We start from the raw sequence: 19,215 nt of genomic DNA, 5'->3' as shown, positions 1-19,215 counted from the left end.
CTGCGAGACTGGGGCCATGAGCGGCACCGTGGACCTCACTGCGAACGAATCCGAACTCCAGCGCTATCTCGACGAAGTCGACGAGAACGGCTACTGCATCGTCGAAGGCGCCATCGAGCCCGAGCTGGTCACCGAGATCCGCGAGACCGTCGCCAGAGTCGAGGACGAGCTGAACGTGCAGCCGAAGGGCAACCGCATCGAGGGGTTCGCCACCAAGCGCATGTACAACCTGCTCCACAAGGACCGGTCGTTCTGGAAGCTGCCGATCCACCGCAACGTGCTGCCGTTCCCGCAGCAGCTGATGGAGCCCGGAGCGATCCTGTCGGGCACAACGTGCATGCACATCGGTCCCGGCGAGGTGCACCAGGGCCTGCATTCCGACGACGGCCTCGTCGATCAGATCGATGTGCCGCGGCCCCGCCCGCCGTTCATGGTGACGACCATCTGGGCGTTCACCGACTTCACCGACCGCAACGGCGCCACCCGCCTGGTGCCCGGCTCGCACCGCTACGACCACGAGCCCCAGCCGGGCGAGAAGCCGGAGTACATCGCAGCCGAGATGCCTGCTGGCTCAGTTCTGATCGTGAATGGCGGCACCTGGCACTGCGGCGGCGCCAACACCTCCAACGACGACTGGCGCCTGGGTATCAGCGTGCAGTACTGCCGGGGCTGGATGCGCCAGCAGCAGAACCAGTACTACAGCCTCGCCCCCGAAGATGTCCGCGACATGCCCGACGAGCTGGCGGCGCTGTGCGGGTTCAGCCTCTACCGGGGGATCATGGGCCACATCGACGGTGCCAGCCCCGGCCGGTTCCTTGGGGCCGAGGGCCTAGCCGAGACCGCATACGCGGCTCGAATCAAGGCCATCGACGAGGGCGAAGAGATCGGCGGCATCGGCACCGCTGATACGGCCTAGGTCACGAAGGCAGAAGGGAAGCCATCATGGAACTGCGCGATCGGGTTGCGATCATCACGGGTGGGGGAGGCGGCATCGGCGGCGCGACAGCCCGGCACTGGATGGCTGAGGGCGCTCGCCATATCGTCGTCGCCGACTACAACGCCGAGACTGCCCAAGCTGTAGCGGACGAGATCGGCTGCGAGGGCGTCGGGCTCGACGTCACCGACGAAGCCGCCGTCGCCGATCTGGTCGAACGCACGCTTGACGCGCACGGCCCGATCGACGTCTTCTTCTCCAACGCCGGCGCCGGCGCCGACGGCGGCGTGGATGCCTCCAACGACGCATGGCAGTCTCAATGGGAGCTGCACGTGATGAGCCACGTGTACGCAGCCCGTGCCGTGCTGCCTTCCATGCTCGCCCGGGGCGAGGGCTATCTCGTGCACACCGCCAGCGCCGCCGGATTGCTGGCGGCCATGGGCTCAGCGCCCTACTCGGTCACCAAGGCAGCTTGCATCAAGCTGGCCGAGATGGAGGCGATTCTGCACGGCGATGACGGCATCCGGGTCTCGGTGCTGTGCCCGCAGGGCGTGAACACCGCCATGGCCCCGCAGCGACTCGCCGATGGCGGCACCGACGGCATCGTCGAGCCCGAGTTCGTGGCGCAGGTCATCACCGAGGCGATGGCCGAGGAGCGGTTCCTGATCCTGTCCCACCCTGAGGCCCAGACCTACGTAGAACGCAAGGCCTCTGACCCCGATCGCTGGCTCAGAGGCATGCGCCGCCTCCGCCAACGCTCCCTCGACGTCGAGGAATCCGCTTAGCTCCCAGTGCCGAGCAAGCCAGTGCGGCACGTCGTAGCGTTGCCGCCATGGCTGATTCCGATGTCAAGGCACTGACGGGGGGGCTCGAGCTCCCCGACTTCGAGACCACAGCGTTCACCACGCCCCCGCCCCTGGCGGAGGCCAAGGTCGCCATCGTGACCTCGGCGTCGCTGCACCATCCCGACCAGGACGATTTCGAGCCGATCGATACCGGCTACCGGGTGCTCGACGGCAGCCGTCGCGATTACATGTGCGGCCACTGGAGCCCCAACTTCGACGCCACTGGGATTGCCCTCGACCTCAACACGGTGTTCCCGATCGACCGTCTCGACGAGCTCGCCGCCGACGGCACCATCGGCGAGGTCTCCGACATCCACCTGTCCTACGCCGGTAACCAGTTCGACTTGTCCGGTGTGCGGATGGACTCCGGGCCTGCGGGGGCCAAGTTCCTGCGTGACCACGAGGTGGACGTGGTGCTGCTCACCCCCGTCTGACCACTGTGCACGCGTACCGTGAGTACGCTCGCCCACGTTTTCGAGGAAGCCGGTATCGCCACCGTGGCGCTGGGCTCCATCGGCGCCCACATCCAGGGAACCGCCCCGCCGCGAGGCCTCTGGTGCGACTTCCCGCTGGGGCGCCCGCTCGGCAAGCCCAACGATGCCGACTTCCAGCACCGGGTGCTGGCCCACGCCTTCGGGCTGCTCACCTCGCCCGAGCCGGTTGTGGAGAAGTTCGCGGAGTCGATCGACGACGACGGCACCGCCACCATGTCGTGCGAGCTGCCGCCGCGGCACGACCCCAGCCTGCATCCCGCAGTCGACGAGGCCAACGGGCTGCGGCAGGCCTACGACCGGGCCGTGGCCAAGCTGGGGAACCGCACCGGCGCGGGGCGAGTCGTGGCCGCCGACGACATCGGTGCGGCCGTGCAGTCGTTCGTGCGTGTAGCCGAGGGAACACCGTGGAAGGAAGCTGGCATTCCGGGCATTCCGGCGCGGGTGGCGCAGGACATCCGGGGCTACTACGAGACCGCCGCGCTGGCGCTGGCCGAGCACGCACCGGCCCCGTGGGCGGGCGCTCGCTGGTTCTTCACCTCCACTGAGGCGGGCCGCACGATCATGGCCGCCCGCAAGGCCATGGCCGACGCCGGCGAGAAGCAGCCCATCTGGTTCTTCCTGGCACCAGGCGACATGTAGCGGATGCCGCCTCGGGCGGCAAACCGCACAGATGAAGCTCATCTCGTGACTGTGCCCATGAGACGGCAGCCCGGCGGCGTTTCGTGCTGATCGGCCGGCCCTTCCATGGCTGGCGCGTGGCGTGGGCCGGCTTCTGGGTGCTGTTCATCGTGTACGGCCTGCAATTCAGCTACGGCACCTTCGAGGGCGCCATCAGCGCAGACACCGGCTGGTCGACCAACTGGCTGCAGCTCGCGTACGCGCTGTACATCCTCAACTACAGCGCCATCAGCGTCTGGAGCGGGCAGCTCACCGACCGGATCGGCCCCCGTCAGGTCATCGCCGTGGGCGCCCTGCTGCTGGCTGCCGGCTACCTGGTGCTGTCGTCTGCGCCGAGCTTGGTGCTGGTCTTCATCGGGCTGGCGGTGATCGCGCCGCTCGGCATGTCGTCGTCGTGGGTGCCCGCGAATGCCACCGTCGTGCGCTGGTTCACCGCTCGGCGCGGCTTGGCGACGGGGATCGTGGGCTCGGGCGGCAGTGCCGGCGGGATCGTGGCACCGCCGATCGCTGCGTGGCTCGTCTCGCAGTTCGGCTGGCGCACGGCGATCGCCGTGATGGCCGTTGTGGGCGGCGTATTCATGGCGGCTACCGCGATGCTCTTCGTGCGCGATCCCGAGTCGATCGGCCAGTATCCCGACGGTCGCACGCCGGATCCCGCTGACCGCCCGCTCGCCCGTTCGCGGGTCGTGTCGAGGCCGGCGGGATTCGTGGTGGAAGCCACCCGCAGCAGCGCCCCCGACGCCGAGAATCCCCGCACGGCGTGGACGGCCTCCGCAGCGTGGCGCACCTCGGTGTTCTGGCGCATCTTCGGGATGTTCGCCTTGACGTTCGTCGTCGTGTTCGTGCCGTTCGCACACGGCGTTCAGTACGCCCGCAGCCTTGGCTTCTCCCTGCAGTGGGCGTCAGGAGTCATCAGCTCGGTCGGCGTCGGAGGCCTTGTGGGGCGCATCGTGACGGGTCCGCTGTCGGACCGCATCGACCGCCGCCGAGCCGTGGGGCTGGCGCTGGCGGTCGAGACGTTGTCGTTCGTCGGCTTTGCCGTGGCCGACAACCTGGTGTTGCTGTACGCCTCGGCGATCGCGTTCGGGCTCTCCTACGGCGGGAGCGTGGCGGTCTTCCCGGCGCTGGTCGCCGACTACTTCGGCCGTACCCATGCCGGTGCGATCGTCGGCCGCTTCTTCGCGACCGCGGGGTCGTGCGCCGCGATCGGGCCGTACGTGGCGCAGCTGCTGCTGAATGCAACCGGGGGCTATGGCTGGACCTTCACCATGGCGGCAGTTGCCAACGCTTGCGCGCTGGGCCTGGCATTCACGCTGCCCCGGCCGGGACTCCTGCCCAAGCACTGACAGGAGACTGAGCCCGCAGCCGCCAGCCTGAAGTCGCCGGCGACCAGCCCGCAGCCGCGCGCTGGAGGGTTTCTGGGCGTCCTCGCTTCACCGGCGGCAAATCGGGTTGACGGGTAGCCTCGCTGGTGGCCGCCGCACCCGCCGCCGCGGCCCATGAGGGGGATTCGATGGCACTCGCCGACTTCAAGCTCGAGGATCGCTTCGACCGCGTCGAGGGCGATGTGGCCATGTCGGGCGTGCAGGCGCTGCTGCGCGTGCTGCTGGATCAGCTGCGGGCAGATCGTCGTGACGGGCTGAACAACGCGGCCATGGTGTCGGGCTACCGCGGGTCGCCGCTGGGCGGCATCGACTCGCTGATGACGACCAACGCCACCGAGCTCGAGCAGAACAACATCATCTTCGAGCCCGGCCTCAACGAGGATCTGGGTGCCACGATCGTGTGGGGAAGCCAACTCTCGAACCGCAACTTCGAGGGCCGCTTCGACGGCGTGCTGGGCATGTGGTACGGCAAGGCCCCGGGGGTTGACCGCTCCGGCGATGCGATCAAGCACGCGAATGTCTGCGGCGTCGATCCCAAGGGCGGCGTGCTGCTCGTCGCGGGCGACGACCCTGCATCGAAGTCCTCGACGCTGGCGTCGGAGTCCGAGCCGGTGCTCATCCATTTCCAGACGCCGATCCTGTATCCCGGCTCGGTCCAGGAAGTCATCGACTACGGGCGCTGGGGCTACGAGCTGTCCCGCTACAGCGGCTTCTGGTCGGCGCTCAAGATCGTCACCAACGTGGCCGACGGCTACGCAACCGTGCAGGTCGGCCCCGGCCGTGTGTCGGTCGCCCGTCCCCAGTTCGAATGGGAGGGCAAGCCCTGGGCGCACACCCAGCAGGACGCCCTGTTCGGCCCGAACGCGGTGCGCATGGAGCTCGAGATCCACGAGGGCCGCATGGTCGCGGTCGACGAGTTCGTGGCGGCCAACAAGCTGAACCGCCAGACCGTTCCCACCCGCGACGCCCGGATCGGCCTCGTCGCCGCAGGCAAGACCTACTACGACCTGCGCGAGGCGCTCGACCGCATGGGCCTCGACGACATCGAGCTGGAGCGCCGCGGCGTCCGCATCTGGAAGCCGGCTGTGGTGTGGCCGCTCGAGCCCTCCAGCTTGCGCGAGTTCGCCGACGGGCTCGACGTGATCGTCGCTGTGGAAGAGAAGCGCTCGATCATCGAGACGCTCATGAAGGAGAACCTCTACGGCGTGGCCGGCGCGCCCGTCGTGCTCGGCAAGCGCGACCAGCAGGGCGGCTTCTGGTTCCCGGGCCACGGCGAGATGGACGCCGATCTCATCGCGCGCAAGATCCGGCCGTTCCTGGTGGACCGGCTCGGTCCCGAAGGCATCGGGCCGGCCGTACCCGAGCGCATCACGATCCCGCTCGCAGTCACCACCTCCAAGGGCGAGAAGGCCGCCGGCCGCACGCCGGGGTTCTGCTCGGGTTGCCCCCACAACCGCTCGACCTGGGTGCCCGAGGGCTCCGAGGCTGGCGGCGGCATCGGCTGCCACGGCATGGCGGCCATGACACCTACCCGCAACGTGCGCGGCACCACGCAGATGGGCGGCGAGGGTTGCCAGTGGGTCGGCGCGGCGCCGTTCGTGACCATGGAGCACCGGTTCCAGAACATCGGCGACGGCACCTACCACCACTCCGGTTCGCTGGCGCTGCGCCAGGCTGTGGCCGCCGGCACCAACGTCACCTACAAGATCCTCTACAACGGTGCGGTTGCCATGACGGGCGGTCAGGACATCGACGGCGGCATGGCCGTGCCGGAGCTCACGCGATCGGTGCTCGCCGAAGGCGTGGCCAAGGTGATGGTGGTCACCGACGACCCTGGCAAGTACCCCGCCGATGCAGAGTTCGCCCCAGGCACCGACGTCTGGCACCGCGACCGCATGGACGAAGCACAGCGCTTGCTGCGTGACATCGAGGGTTGCACGGTGCTGATCTACGACCAGGCATGCGCAGCCGAGCTGCGGCGCGACCGCAAGCGCGGCAAGGTGGCTGAGCCCAACACGCGGGTGTTCATCAACGAGGCGGTCTGCGAGGGCTGCGGCGACTGCGGCGAGAAGTCGAGCTGCCTGAGCGTGCAGCCCATCGAGACCGAGTTCGGCCGCAAGACGCAGATTCACCAGTCGTCGTGCAATAAAGACTTCACCTGCCTTGATGGCGACTGCCCGGCGTTCATCGAGGTGGTGCCGGCGGGGAAGATCCCCACCAAGGCCACGGTGGCGATCGAGCACATTGGCGACGACCTGCCCGAACCCGACCGGATCGACGAGGGCAACATCTTGATGATGGGCATCGGCGGCACAGGCGTGGTCACGGTGAACCAGATGCTGGCGACGGCCGCCCTGCTCGACGGCAAGACGGCCAACGGCCTCGACCAGACCGGTCTCGCCCAGAAGGGCGGCCCGGTGCTGTCGAACCTCAAGGTCCGGAAAATGGGCGCCAACGGCGACGACGTTTCGGCGGCGGATCACGACGGCGGCGACGAGGCCAACAAGGTCGGGCTCGGCGAGGCCGATGCCTACATCGTGTTCGACCTGCTCACCGGCACCAACCCGGCCAACCTCGACAAGGCCCTGGCCGGCAAGACGGTGGCTGTGGTGTCGTCGTCGAAGGTGCCCACCACTTCGATGGTGCGTGACACCTCCGCCGAGTTCCCCGAGTGGACGGCCTTCCAGCGGGTCATCGACGAGTCCACCAGCCCCGAGCGCAACGTCTACTTCGACGCGGGCACGCTGTCGGACAGCCTGTTCCGCTCGCACATGCCGGCCAATGTGCTGGTGGTGGGCGCTGCCTACCAGGCGGGCGTGGTCCCGATCAGCGCTTCGGCGATCGAGCGGGCCATCGAGCTGAACGGCGTTGCGGTGGAGATGAACACCCAGGCGTTCCGCATCGGCCGCAAGATCGTGCTCGACCCCGACTTCCTCGGAACGCTCGAGGTTGAGCGGGTCGGCAAGGTGAAGCGTGACACCGGCCCGTCAGGTCGTGAGCAGGACCTCATCGACACGGTGCCCAGCCAGTCCGAGGAGCTGGCACGGCTGCTGCGCATCCGGGTGCCCGACCTGGTGGCCTACCAGAACCGCGCATACGCAGCGGCGTACGCCGCCTTCATTGCCAAGGTGCGCGAGGCCGAGGCAGCGGCGGGCAGCGAGACGGCGCTCAGCGAGGCCGTGGCCACGTACCTCTACAAGCTGATGGCCTACAAGGACGAGTACGAGGTGGCCCGGCTGCACCGCTCCAAGGCGTTCCAGCAGGCCGTGCGCGACCAGTTCGGCGACAAGAGCGAAGTCACCTACAAGCTGCACCCGCCGATCATGCGGCGCATGGGTGTCGAGAAGAAGATCGGCCTCGGCCGCTCCGGCGACATGGCGTTCGCATTGCTGGCGCGGATGAAGGGCCTGCGCGGCGGGGCGCTGGACATCTTCGGCAAGACCGCCCATCGCAAGATGGAGCGCGAGCTGATCGACGAGTACCGCGGCATGATCGAGCGGGCACTCGACACGCTGGGCGCAGGCGACGATGCCGCCTACGCCCGAGCCGTCGAGATCGCCCAGCTTCCCGACATGATCCGCGGCTACGAAGAAATCAAAGAGAACAACGTCGAGCTGTTCCGAGCCCGCGCCGCCGAACTCGGCGCCTGAGCTTCGCCTACCACGCAGCCAATCCCGGGCTGGCCATCGCCTGCTGGGTATCGTCGGCAGCATCGAAGGTGCACAGACCGGGAGGCGCTCGATGACGCGTGAAGAGGCGATGGCGAACTACAGGGCATTCACAGCGCTTCTCGAAGCTGAGCCCGAAGTGGCGCGTGTCGGCGAGGTCGCTGTGATCTGCGACCAAGAGGTCATCGCGTTCTACCCGGATGTGGGAACGGCGTACGACGCTGGGCTGTCGACGTATGGCGCAGGCCGGTTCACGATCCAAGAGGTCCGGGACACACCGCTGTACTTCGGCGCGATCCCGATCATGCACAGCGTCAGCTGAGTCGCAGCGACCGTAGGCCGCGTCAGGCATCGTGCCGTCCGGAAACGGTTTGCCTTGAGACTGTTATGTTTTCATGCTATCTCAGGCCAACTCGATGATAACCATCACGCTGTCGTCCTCTTGCCGATCAGTTCGCCGAAGACCGGGGCGATCCAGCTCTGTCGCGTGCTCATCGATACGGGGGCGAACGCATCGGGGATTTCGCGACGTGTCGTTGACAGCCTCGGCTTGAGCAGCGATGAGGCCTTGTCGGTGGCGTTGAGCCTGCGCACCGTCACGGGAGAGATGGCGGCCAACGGGTTCGTCGTCCACATTCACCCTCCTGCGCCGCGGCAGCAGCCGGGTCTGCAGCCCCCGCCGGGCGACGAGCGGCGGCTGCGAGCCGGCCCAAGGCGCATACGCCCGTCGCTGCGAGTGGCGCTCGCTGCAGCGCCATTCGGGGACGCTTGGTGAATTGCATCCGGCGGCCCGGCAGGCCGGCCTGAGGGGCATGTGCTTGGCGTTCCGGCGAGGACGCTTGCAGCGCATGATCGCTGTGTGTGAGTACCGCTGACTCTGTGAATAACTGTATGGATCGGTCGATGGCTGAGTGAATGGCGTTACCATCGCCTGCCGTGAGCACCTACCGTTCCGCCGGCGCCGATGAGCTGACCACGACGTCTCATTCGGCGCGTCCCTCGGACCCCCCCCCCCCCAGAGTTACGGCGGCGGGCGAGGCCGGGTACGGGCGTGAGGCGCCGACCGCACTGGCGGCGCTGCCTGGCGGTACTGGCAGCGGCGGTGCTGGCCGCGGCAGGGGTGGTGCTGCCCCCAGGCGGCGTTCCGCCTGCTGAGGCGGCTCACAATGCGCATCTGACCGGTCTGACGCTTGAGGGCTCGGCCACCCGCGGCGGGGAGACGGTCACCTTCACGCTCACCGCCACCGAGGCGCTCGACCACAGCCCGTCGGGCAACGCCAAGGTTTACACCGTGCATGTGCCGCACGACCTCGCGACGATCAAGTTCACGCCCACCTGGACCGACACGGGCCTCGCCAGGGTGAACCTCAGCGAGAGGCGCAACAGCTCAGGTAGCAACCAGAACGCCGACAGCGTCGGCAGCGTCTCTTCTTCCGGCTCGGCTTTGACCACGGGCAGCACGCCGCGCTGGCCGTCGATCGTGGTGGTCCCCAAGACCGGCGGCGCCAGCCAGCGCATCGCCTACTACTTCAACCTGGAGTACGACCTGCTGGTGAGCAACTTCGGGCAGACCGCGTCGAGCAACCGGGGAAATAACGGAGTTCAATCCTTGGCCCAGTTGTTCACGACGGGAAGCGCGTCGGGGGGCTATTCGCTGGAAGGCGTCGAGGTCGAGATCACTAACTCCCCCACATCATCAGCCCAGCGCGACGACATCAAGGCTGAGCTGTGGTCGGTCAGCGGCGGGACTCCGAACGAGAAGGTCGAGGATCTGACCGTCCCGGCGTATCCCATCGCGGCGGGCCCGGTGACCTTCGCCGCGCCGGACAACACCACGCTGTCGCCGAGCACCACGTATGCCTTGGTCCTCTGGACGACCGACAACTTCAACCCCGTTTATACGAGAAGGGGATCGGGCAACGAGGACGCTGGCGCTGCCGCTGGCTGGAGCATCGCGAACGCTCTCCATTGGATCGCCGACCCCGCTCCCCCCTGGGACCTCGTCAATCGCGCTTGGGGCACTCTGACGGCCAATCAACCCCTGTCGATGCGCGTCACAGGTGCCGAGGCGCCGCCGCAGCTTCCGGTGGTGGAGTTCAGTCCGTCGCAGTACACGGTGTCGGAGTCGGATGGCTCGGCGACTTTGATGTTGTCGGTGAGTCCTGCGCCGGCGGCGGACTTGTCGGTGTCGGTGTCGGCGGGGTCGACGGGCGACGCGACTCGTCAGACGACGGCTGGGTCGTGTCAGGCGGGCAGCGACTGGATCTTGAACGCGACGACGGTGACGGTGACCGCGGGGGAGACGTCGGCGTCTTGGTCGTCGGGGGTCACGATCTGCGACGACTCCGATGTGGAGGCCGATGAGTCGTTCACGGTCGACGTCGGTGCGGGCACGGGCTACACGGTGGGCACGAACGGGTCGGCGGAGGTGACGATCAACGACAACGACACGCCGGCGGCGCCGTCGGGTCTGGCGGCGTCGGGGAACGCGCAGTTGGCGGTGTCGTGGACGGCGCCTGGCGGTGTGCTGTCGGGTTATGACGTGCATTACACGTCGAATGCGTCGGTGGGGGACGGCGCGGTTGCGTCGGGCAATGACGCGTCGGCGGCGTGGGTGGTGGCCTCGGACTCGGTGTCGGCCGCGGCCACCTCGCACACGATCAGCCCGTTGTCGAACGGCACGCCGTATCGGGTGCGGGTGCGTGCGAAGAGCGCGGGAGGCGAGGGTGCGTGGGCGCACAAGACGGCCACCCCGGCGGTGCCGTCGTTGCCGCGGATCTCGTTGGCGGCGACCGATTCGGGGAATAACCCGGTGTCGAGTGTGACGGAGTCGGATGCCGATCAGTCGGTGACGTTGACGGTTTCGGTGCCGACGAATGTGACGTCGGATCTGACGGTGAGCTTGGTGCGCGACGGCGACAATTCGACGGCGACTGCGTCGGCGGATTACACGCTGGCGGGGTCGGTGACGATCTTGTCGGGGTCGGATTCGGCGGCGGCGACGTTGACGGTCAAGGGCGATCAGCTCGACGAGGACGACGAGACGCTGACCTTGGCGGCGACAGCGACGGGCTACACCAAGAGTGCTGCGTTGGCGTTGACGATTGTCGATGACGACACGGCGGGTGTGTCGGTGCGCGAGTCGTCGACGGATGCGACGGCGGTGACGGCGCGTTCGGTGCAGGCGGGCGAGACGGCGACGTATTGGCTGGTGCTGGATTCTGAGCCGACCGCGAGCGTGACGGTGACGCCCACGAGCGGCGACACGTCCAAGGCGACGGTGTCGGGTGCGTTGACGTTCTCTGCGACGAACTGGGCCACGCCCCAGATGGTGACGGTGACCGGGGTGGCGGCGGGCCCGTCGACGGTGACCCATGCGGTGACGGGCACGGTGGGGGACTCGAACTATCCGACGTCGCTGTCGATCGGTCAGGTGGCGGTGACGGTGACTGCGTCGACCAGGACGTTCAGCATCGCGTCGGTGACCGTCGATGAGGACGTGTCGGGCGGCAACGCCGTCCTGACAGTCACGCTGGGCCGCAACGCGCCCACCGGCAACTTGGCGTTCACCGCGGCCTACAGCTACGCGGGCACGGCGAGCTCGGCGGACACGGGCACCACTGCGGGCACGGTGTCGGTGACTGCGGGCAGCCGGACGGCGACGCTGAGCGTGCCGATCACCGATGACACCCTGGTGGAGGCTGATGAGACGTTCACTGTGAGGGTCTCCACGACGGCGTCGGGATGGTCGGAGGCGTCGGCGGGTGCGGGCACGGCGACGGTCACGATCGACGACGACGACACGCCGGCTGCGCCGGGGGGCTTGGCGGCTGCGGCGGGGAACGCGCAGCTGAGTCTGTCGTGGTCGCCCACCACCGAGGTGCTGACGGGCTATGTGGTGCAGTACACGTCGTCGTCGACGGTGGGGAACAGCGCGGCGGCGCGCACCGACGGCGACGCTGGGTTGGGCTGGGTGCCGGGCGGCACGCCGGCGGCGACGGCGACCGCGCACACGATCCGCGATCTGACCAACGGCGAGACGTATCGGGTGCGGGTGCGGGCGGTGAGCGCTGCGGGCAACGGCGTGTGGGGGTTCACCTCGGGGATACCGGCGGTGCCGGTGTCGACGAAGACTTATGGGATCACCTCGGCGGCGTCGGTGAGGGAAGGGTCGTCGGCGTCGTTGACGATCAGCTTGGGCGAGGCCGCGCCGACCGGCGGCTTGGCGTTCACGGTGACCTACGGCTATTCGGGAGACAGCCCGGCGAGCGCGGCCGATCTGGATTCGGCGCCGACGCGGGTGTCGGTGACGGCGAACGCGACGTCGGTGTCGTTGAGCGTGCCGACCAAGGCCGACACCGACGTGGAGGCTGATGAGACGTTCACGGTGTCGGTCAGGCCGGCGACGGCGACGGGCTGGTCGGTGGCCTCGGGGGGCACGGCGGAGGCGACGGTGACGATCGACGATGACGACGCGCCGGCGGCGCCGACGGGTCTGGCGGCGTCGGGGAACGGGAAGCTGAAGCTGACGTGGACGAAGTCTTCGGGGGTGCTGAGGGGTTATGAGGTGCATTACACGTCGGCTCTGGCTGCCGATGTGGTCGACGGCGCGATGGCGTCGGGCAATGACGTGGCGACGGGCTGGCTGGTGTCGTCGAGCATGGTCGCGGCCGGGGATGACCCCGAGCACACGATCAGCGGTTTGTCGAACGGCACGACGTATCGGGTGCGGGTGCGGGCAGTGAGCGCGGGTGGCAAGAGCGGGTGGGCGCACGCGTCGGGCCAGCCGGCGGTGCCGCCCCAGCCGACGGTGACGCTGTCGGTCGCGTCGGGTTCGGTGACCGAGACCGACGCGGACGAGACGATCACGCTGACAGCGACGCTGTCGGAGGCGCCGACTACCGCGGTGACGGTGTCGGTGGCGGCGACGAACGCGTCGGAGGCGACGGCGTCGGCTGATTACGTGCTGCCGGCGTCGATCACGGTCGCGGCGATGGCGAGCTCGGGCACGGCGAATGTGACGATCAAGGGCGACACTGTGGTGGAGCTCGACGAGGATCTGGTCTTGGAGCCGTCTGCTGCGGGTTATGACTCGGCGGGGACGCTGACGATCACGATCGTCGACAACGACCTCGCCGCGGCGCCGTCGGGTCTGGCGGTGCGCGGGGAGAGCGCGAAGCTGGCTCTGTCGTGGACGAAGCCTGCGGGGACGCTGTCGGGCTATGACGTGCACTACACGTCGGCGTCGGCGACGGCCGCGCCGAACGCTCAGGCGGTGCAGACGGGCGCGAATCCCTCGGCGTCGGCGGGCTGGGTGGACGCCGCTCACACGGGCACCGACACCGGGCACACGATCAGCGGCCTGATCAACGACACGCTGTATCGGGTGCGGGTGCGCGCCACCAGCGATGCCCGCAAGGGCGCGTGGGGGTTCGTCTCGGGCACTCCGGCGGTGCATGCGGTGAAGGTGTCCGCGGAGTCGGTCGCCGTGGAGGTGGGCGAGACGACGACCTATACGGTGAGGCTGGCCACCAAGCCGGCCGGCAGCGTGACGGTGCGCGCCCGGAGCGACGACGACGACAAGGCGACGGTGAGCCCGGCGTCGTACACGTTCACGGCGTCGGACTGGAACACCGCCAAGACGTTCACGGTGACCGGCGTGGCGGTGGGCGCCCCCGGCATCGACCACGACGTGCAGACCAGCACCGACGCGACGCGGTACCCGACGACGCTGTCGGTCGACGACATCGACGTGACGGTGAACGCGTCCACCAAGACCTACAAGATCGACTACACCGGGCCGACCGCGGAGGGCTCGGACGCTGAGCTGACGGTCACGTTGGGCCGGGCGCCGACCGCGATGGCGGGCCGGGCCCTTTCGGTGACCTACAGCTACTCGGGCAGCACCGCCACCACCGCGGACACGGGCACGACGCCGACCACGGTGACGGTGGGCCAGGGCATGACCACCGCGACGCTGACGGTGCCGATCGCGCAGGACAATCTGGTGGAGGGCGCCGAGTCGTTCACCGTGACGGTCGGCGCGCCGGCGGCGGGCTGGTCGGTGCCGTCGGGCGCGTCGGCGACCGCGACGGTCACGATCGCCGACGACGAGACGGAGAACGCGAAGATCGCGTTCGGCAGCGACGCTGCATCCACCGCTGTGCATGCCGATTCGGCGGCGGAGGACAAGACCTCGCCTGCGACGGTGCTGGTGCCGGTGACGGTGTCCGCGCGGCCTCAGACGAGCACGTCGTTCACGATCACCGCGGCGGGCACCGCGACCGCAGGCGCCGCGGGGGATTACACGGTGCCGGCGTCGGTGACGTTCGGGCCGACCGACACCGCTGAGACGGACGGGTCGGTGACCAAGAACGTGACGGTCACGCTGAGAGACGACAGCGTGGTGGAGCTCGACGAGACCGTGGAGCTCGAGATCGCCGCCGCACGGGCGTCGAGTCACATGGACTACGACCTGGGCGACCGGTATGTGCGTCATGCCAGCGGCGCCAAGGCGACCGTCACCATCGAAGACGACGAGGCCGACGACGGCCCCACGGTCGCGTTCGGCGCCGACGCTGCGGGGACCGCGGAGCACAAGGCCAGCGTGGCCGAGGACGTGTCGGGCGGGATGCTGTCGGTGCCGGTGACGGTCAGCGCGCTGCCGGGCGCGTCGACGACGTTCGAGGTGGAGGTGCTCACCAGCGGCACTGCGACGGAGTACGACGCGGGGCCGCCGGAGGCGGTCGGCGATTTCCGGATCACCACGAAGTCGGTGACGTTCGGGCCGGCCGACGCGTCGATGACCCAGAACGTGTCGATCGCGATCCAAAACGACGCTCTGGTAGAGCAAGCCCAGACCATCAAGCTGCAAATCAAGGCGGCGCGGGCCAGTACCGATGCGGGCTACGACGTGGGCGACCTGTACGGCCGAGACGCGCAGGGCGACCCGGCCACCGACACCGACGGGACGTCGTCGGAGGCGACGGTGACGATCACCGACGACGAGGCCGCCAACGCGAAGATCGCGTTCGGGAGCGATGCTGCGGCGACCGCGAAGCACGCGGAGCGTCCTGACGAGGACGTGGCGGGCGGGAAGGTGAGCGTGCCGATCACGATCAGCGCTGCGCCCGAGACCGCCGTCACGTTCTCGGTGGAGGTGTCGGGGCTGGCGACCGAGGGCACCGACTACACGATCAATAAGAAGTCGTTCACGTTCACCCCGACCGGCGCGTTGACCCAGAATCTGGAGATCACGATCACCGATGACGATCTGGTGGAGAACGACCAGGCGATCGAGCTCGCCATCGCGGCCGCCGACAGTCCGGTGGACGATCTGGGCGACTACTACGTGCGTCACCCGCAGGGCCGTCTGGCGACGGTCACGATCGCGGACGAGGACCGCGACGAGGCCAAGATCGTGATCGGCACCGCCGTGCCCACCGGCACGCCGGTGCAGTACACGGCGACCGCGGCTGAGGGCGACGGGACGCTGGCGGTGCCGGTCACGATCAGCCACCTGCCCGAGAGCGCCGTGACGTTCACCGTGGAGGCGGCCGACGTGCCCGACAGCGTCGGCAAGGACGCGCGCTCCAGCGACGACGACGACAACCCGACGGGCAACCCCAAGGACTACGACTTCGCCGCGACCGACTTGGAGTTCGCGGTTGACGCTCAGGACACCGTGAAGTCCAAGGATCTGACGATCGACATCGCCGACGATGTGGTGGAGGAGGACAACGAGTTCATCGGGTTCCAGATCGCGGCGGCGGACGACGTGATCGACGATCTGGGCGATTACTACGAGCGTGTGACGGATGCGTCGACGGGGTTGGTGACGTTGACCAGCGACGATGCGGTGTCGTCGGTGGTGTTGTCGTTGTCGGGGGTGACCGCGACGGCGGGGGGCTGGTTTCCGGTGCTGGAGGGCACTGCGGTGACCGTCACGGCGACGGCGGACATTCCGGTGGGCCCTGATGGGTGGTCGGTGGCGGTGTCGAACCCGACGCTGGATCAGAGCGGCGGGTTCGTGAGGACCCAGTGCCGCACCAATGTCGCTTTGGCGGGTTGGGCGTGCCCGAGCGATTATCGGCTGCCTGGGGTGTTCAAGATCGCGGAGGGCCAGACGCAGGCGACGGCGACGCTGACGCTGGTGTCGGACAGCCGTGAGGAGACGACTGAGGAGCGGATGAGCCTGGCTGCTGTGGCGACTCGGGGCGCCCGCAAGGTGGCGGCGCGCAAGCTGGATCTGCGGGTCAGGGAGAACGCGTCGGGCATCAGCATCGACCCGCCGTCTGGGGAGCTGATCCCCGGCGAGACCGTCACTTACACGGTCAGCCTGATCGGCGCGGAGCCGACCGCCGATGTGACCGTGACGCCGACGAGCGGCGCCACTGGCGTTGCGACGGTGTCGGGTGCGTTGACGTTCACGGCCGGACAGTCGGGGAACTGGGCGGACCCTCAGACCGTGACGGTGACCGCGGTGGCGGCGGGCGATGTGAGGATCGCGCATGGGACCTCGTCGTCTGATGCGGCGTGGAACCAGCTGACCGGGCTGGGCGGGTTCTCGGCGAAGGTGAACGCGGCCCGCAACGTGTTCCGGGTCGATCCTCCGAGGGACCCCGCCGACGAGGGCGGCACCGCGGAGCTGACGATCACCCTGGGGGCGCTGGCGCCCACGGGCGGGCTGACCTTCACCGTGGACCGCTCCCGGGCGAACGATCTGGAATACCTGATCGCCTCCCCGCCGCTGCAGACCCCCGAAGCAGGCCTCGCCGACGTTTCAGCGGACCTGACCAGCCCGCCGGCGACGGTCACCGTGCTGGAGAACACGCGCACGGTCACCCTGTCGGACACTGTCGCAGATGACGGGCTCGCGGAGGGCGACGAGCACTACTACGTGGTGATCTCCACTGCGACTGCGGGCTGGGCCCGCGAGACAGGCGACCAGCTCACCACCAGCCGCACCTGTGCGCAGGACGCCGCCTGCGCCCGGGTGGGCATCGCCGACGACGACACCGCCGACCTGGCGGTCGCGTTCGGCAACGCTGCCGACGCCACCTCGGCGCACACTGTCGCTGCCGCCGAGAGCGCCGGCACGGTGTCCGTGCCGGTGACGGTGTCCGCGCTGCCCGCTGCTGAGGTCGCCTTCGACGTCGAGGTGCTCACCAGCGGCCCTGACGCCGCCACGGAGGGCGTCGACTACACGATCGCGACCAAGCGGGTGACGTTCGGGCCGGCCGACACGTCGGCCACCAAGAACCTCGACATCGCGATCACCGACGACGCCGTGGCGGAGGGCGACGAGACGATCCGGCTGCGCATCACGCCGGCGCGTGCGCCCAGCGACGCGGGCTACGGCCTCGGCGACCGCTACGCACGCCACCAGAACGGAGCGCAGGCCACCGTCACGATCACCGACAACGACGGCGCCGTGCAGATCAGCACCACCGCGGTGACGGTGCGCGCCGACGCGACCGAGACCTACACGGTCCGCCTGACCGGCGCCGGGCCCGCTTCGGCGGTGACCATCGACATCGCCAGCGACGACGCCGACAAGGCCGCTGTGAGCCCTGCACAGCTGACGTTCGACAGCACCGACTGGCAGCAGCCCCAGACCGTCACCGTGACCGGCGTCGCCGACGGCACCGCGACGATCACCCACACGGTCGGCGGCTCGGACGCGGCGTATCCGTCGTCGCTGACAGTGGCGTCGGTGAGGGTGACGGTCACTGCGCTGCCGACCGCGACGATCGCGGTGTCGCCGAACCCGGTGCGCGAGACCGCCGCGGCGACCGTCACCGTCACCCTCTCAGAAGCCCTCGCCCGAGAAGCGGTCATCCCGATCGTGGTCGCGGCTGCTGTGGGGGACAGCCCTGCTCAGCCCGGCGACTGGACCCCGCCCGGCAGCGTCACCATCGCAGCCGGCCAGACCAGGGGCACCACCACGCTGGTCACCGTCCGCGACAGCGACAGCGACGACGAGAAGGTCGACGTCTCGCTGGGCGCGCTGCCCGCCGGGCTCGCTGCGGGCTCGCCCGCCACGGTCAGGCTCGAGATCACCGACACCGGCACCGGCATCGCGCCGCCGTCGGTCAACACCGGCGGAGGCCCTCCCGGAGGCGGCGGTCCCGGAGGCGGAGGAGGAGGCCCCGGCGGCGGGTCGGGCAGCAGCGGCGACGACCGGGAAGCCCGCGAGACCGAGCGGCTGTGGGGCCCAGACCGCTACGCCACCTCGCTCGCGGTGGCCCGCGAGGTCGCCGCCGCAGCCGACGCCAAGCTCACCACCGTGGTGCTCGCCGGCGGGCACAGCTGGGCCGACGCGCTCACCGCGGGCCCCCTCGCGGGAGCGCTCGACGCGGCCCTGCTGCTCACCGCCCCCGACGGGCTGCCCGCCGGCACGGTCGAGTGGATCAAGAGCCTCGGCGTGACCGAGATCATCGCCGTGGGCTCCACAGAGCACATCACCGACACAGCCCTCGAAGCGCTGGCCGACATCGACGCCGACATCGAGCGCATCACCGACCCCAGCCCCGAAGCCACAGCAGTCGCCGTCGCCCGTCGCGTCGGCCGCCCTGAGACGCTGGGGCCGCTTCTGGGCCGCACCGTGATCGTCGCCTCGAGCCGCGTGTTCGTCGACGCGCTCGCCGCAGGGCCGCTCGCCGCCAAGGGACCCCACCCGATCCTGCTCGTCGGCCAGGACGGCCTGCACCCCCACACCGCCGCCTATCTGGCCGAGCACGCCGACCACGTCGTGATCATGGGCGGCACCGCCGCCGTCAGCACCGAGGTCGAAGACCAGATACGCGCGATCTCCCAGGCCAACCGCGCAGGCGACCGGCCCATGGCGATCACCCGCCTCGGCGGAACCGACCGCTACGACACCTCAGTCAAGTTCGCACGCTGGCTCGCCAGCCCAGCGCTCGAAGGACGCGTCTGCTTCACCACCGATGTCGTCGGCCTCGCGACGGGCACCGACCCCGCCGACGCAGCAGCCTCCGCACCACTGCTCGCCCGCAGATGCGCCCCCCTCGTGCTCACCCGACCCGACCGGCTGCCCCCGATAGTGGCCAGCTACCTGCGCCGCGCCGGCGAACTCATCGTCTTCGGAGGCACCAAAGCCATCAACCAGACAGCCCTCGACGACTGGACCCACTAACCCCCAAACACCAGCCACCCATCGGGCGCCCGGCACTCCTGCCGGAGCCGGTC

Annotated in this window: 9 protein-coding genes; 8 read left to right on the top strand and 1 reads right to left on the bottom strand. The window is 69.1% G+C overall.

Annotation, left to right across the window (positions count from 1 at the left end):
• Nucleotides 1–16: 16 nt before the first annotated feature.
• The 7 genes from ACOGXD_RS02330 to ACOGXD_RS02300 all read left to right on the top strand — a co-directional run bounded on the left by ACOGXD_RS02330 (nucleotide 17) and on the right by ACOGXD_RS02300 (nucleotide 8,326).
• Complete coding sequence (locus ACOGXD_RS02330; RefSeq protein ID WP_419916323.1) at nucleotides 17–916, top strand: phytanoyl-CoA dioxygenase family protein; 900 nt, start codon at nucleotides 17–19, stop codon at nucleotides 914–916.
• 26 nt (nucleotides 917–942) lie between these two features.
• Nucleotides 943–1,719, top strand: coding sequence for an SDR family NAD(P)-dependent oxidoreductase (locus ACOGXD_RS02325; protein WP_419916322.1), 777 nt, complete (start codon nucleotides 943–945; stop codon nucleotides 1,717–1,719).
• On the top strand, nucleotides 1,659–2,213 hold the full coding sequence (locus ACOGXD_RS02320) for a glycine/sarcosine/betaine reductase selenoprotein B family protein (RefSeq protein WP_419917344.1): 555 nt from the start codon (nucleotides 1,659–1,661) through the stop codon (nucleotides 2,211–2,213). The genes ACOGXD_RS02325 and ACOGXD_RS02320 overlap by 61 nt, the downstream gene beginning before the upstream one ends.
• A gap of 18 nt (nucleotides 2,214–2,231) precedes the next feature.
• Nucleotides 2,232–2,912 carry a hypothetical protein gene (locus tag ACOGXD_RS02315; protein ID WP_419916321.1) on the top strand — a complete coding sequence of 227 codons (681 nt, stop codon included), beginning with the start codon at nucleotides 2,232–2,234 and terminating at the stop codon, nucleotides 2,910–2,912.
• An 83-nt stretch (nucleotides 2,913–2,995) separates the two neighbouring features.
• Nucleotides 2,996–4,297, top strand: a complete 1,302-nt coding sequence (locus ACOGXD_RS02310) for an MFS transporter (protein ID WP_419916320.1) — start codon at nucleotides 2,996–2,998, stop codon at nucleotides 4,295–4,297.
• A gap of 125 nt (nucleotides 4,298–4,422) precedes the next feature.
• Nucleotides 4,423–7,986 (top strand): indolepyruvate ferredoxin oxidoreductase family protein, encoded by a 3,564-nt coding sequence (locus ACOGXD_RS02305; RefSeq protein ID WP_419916319.1) that lies wholly within the window; start codon nucleotides 4,423–4,425, stop codon nucleotides 7,984–7,986.
• 91 nt (nucleotides 7,987–8,077) lie between these two features.
• Nucleotides 8,078–8,326 (top strand): hypothetical protein, encoded by a 249-nt coding sequence (locus ACOGXD_RS02300; RefSeq protein WP_419916318.1) that lies wholly within the window; start codon nucleotides 8,078–8,080, stop codon nucleotides 8,324–8,326.
• Between the two features lie 104 nt (nucleotides 8,327–8,430).
• On the opposite strand, the gene ACOGXD_RS02295 is transcribed toward ACOGXD_RS02300, so the two are convergent.
• Nucleotides 8,431–8,640 (bottom strand): hypothetical protein, encoded by a 210-nt coding sequence (locus ACOGXD_RS02295; RefSeq protein WP_419916317.1) that lies wholly within the window; start codon nucleotides 8,638–8,640, stop codon nucleotides 8,431–8,433.
• Between the two features lie 415 nt (nucleotides 8,641–9,055).
• On the opposite strand from ACOGXD_RS02295, the gene ACOGXD_RS02290 reads away from it, so the two are divergent.
• Nucleotides 9,056–19,162, top strand: coding sequence for a Calx-beta domain-containing protein (locus ACOGXD_RS02290; protein WP_419916316.1), 10,107 nt, complete (start codon nucleotides 9,056–9,058; stop codon nucleotides 19,160–19,162).
• Nucleotides 19,163–19,215 lie beyond the last annotated feature (53 nt).

Origin of the sequence: Candidatus Poriferisodalis sp. (assembly GCF_965204125.1) — a bacterium.
Lineage (GTDB): Bacteria > Actinomycetota > Acidimicrobiia > Acidimicrobiales > Poriferisodalaceae > Poriferisodalis.
This window is presented reverse-complemented; position numbering and strand designations above follow the sequence as displayed.

Bases quoted from the DNA above. Each gene is read 5' to 3' on its own strand.
- ACOGXD_RS02330 (WP_419916323.1), top strand. From the start codon at position 17: ATGAGCGGCACCGTGGACCTCACTGCGAACGAATCCGAACTCCAGCGC.
- ACOGXD_RS02325 (WP_419916322.1), top strand. From the start codon at position 943: ATGGAACTGCGCGATCGGGTTGCGATCATCACGGGTGGGGGAGGCGGC.
- ACOGXD_RS02300 (WP_419916318.1), top strand. From the start codon at position 8,078: ATGACGCGTGAAGAGGCGATGGCGAACTACAGGGCATTCACAGCGCTT.
- ACOGXD_RS02295 (WP_419916317.1), bottom strand. From the start codon at position 8,640: ATGTGGACGACGAACCCGTTGGCCGCCATCTCTCCCGTGACGGTGCGC.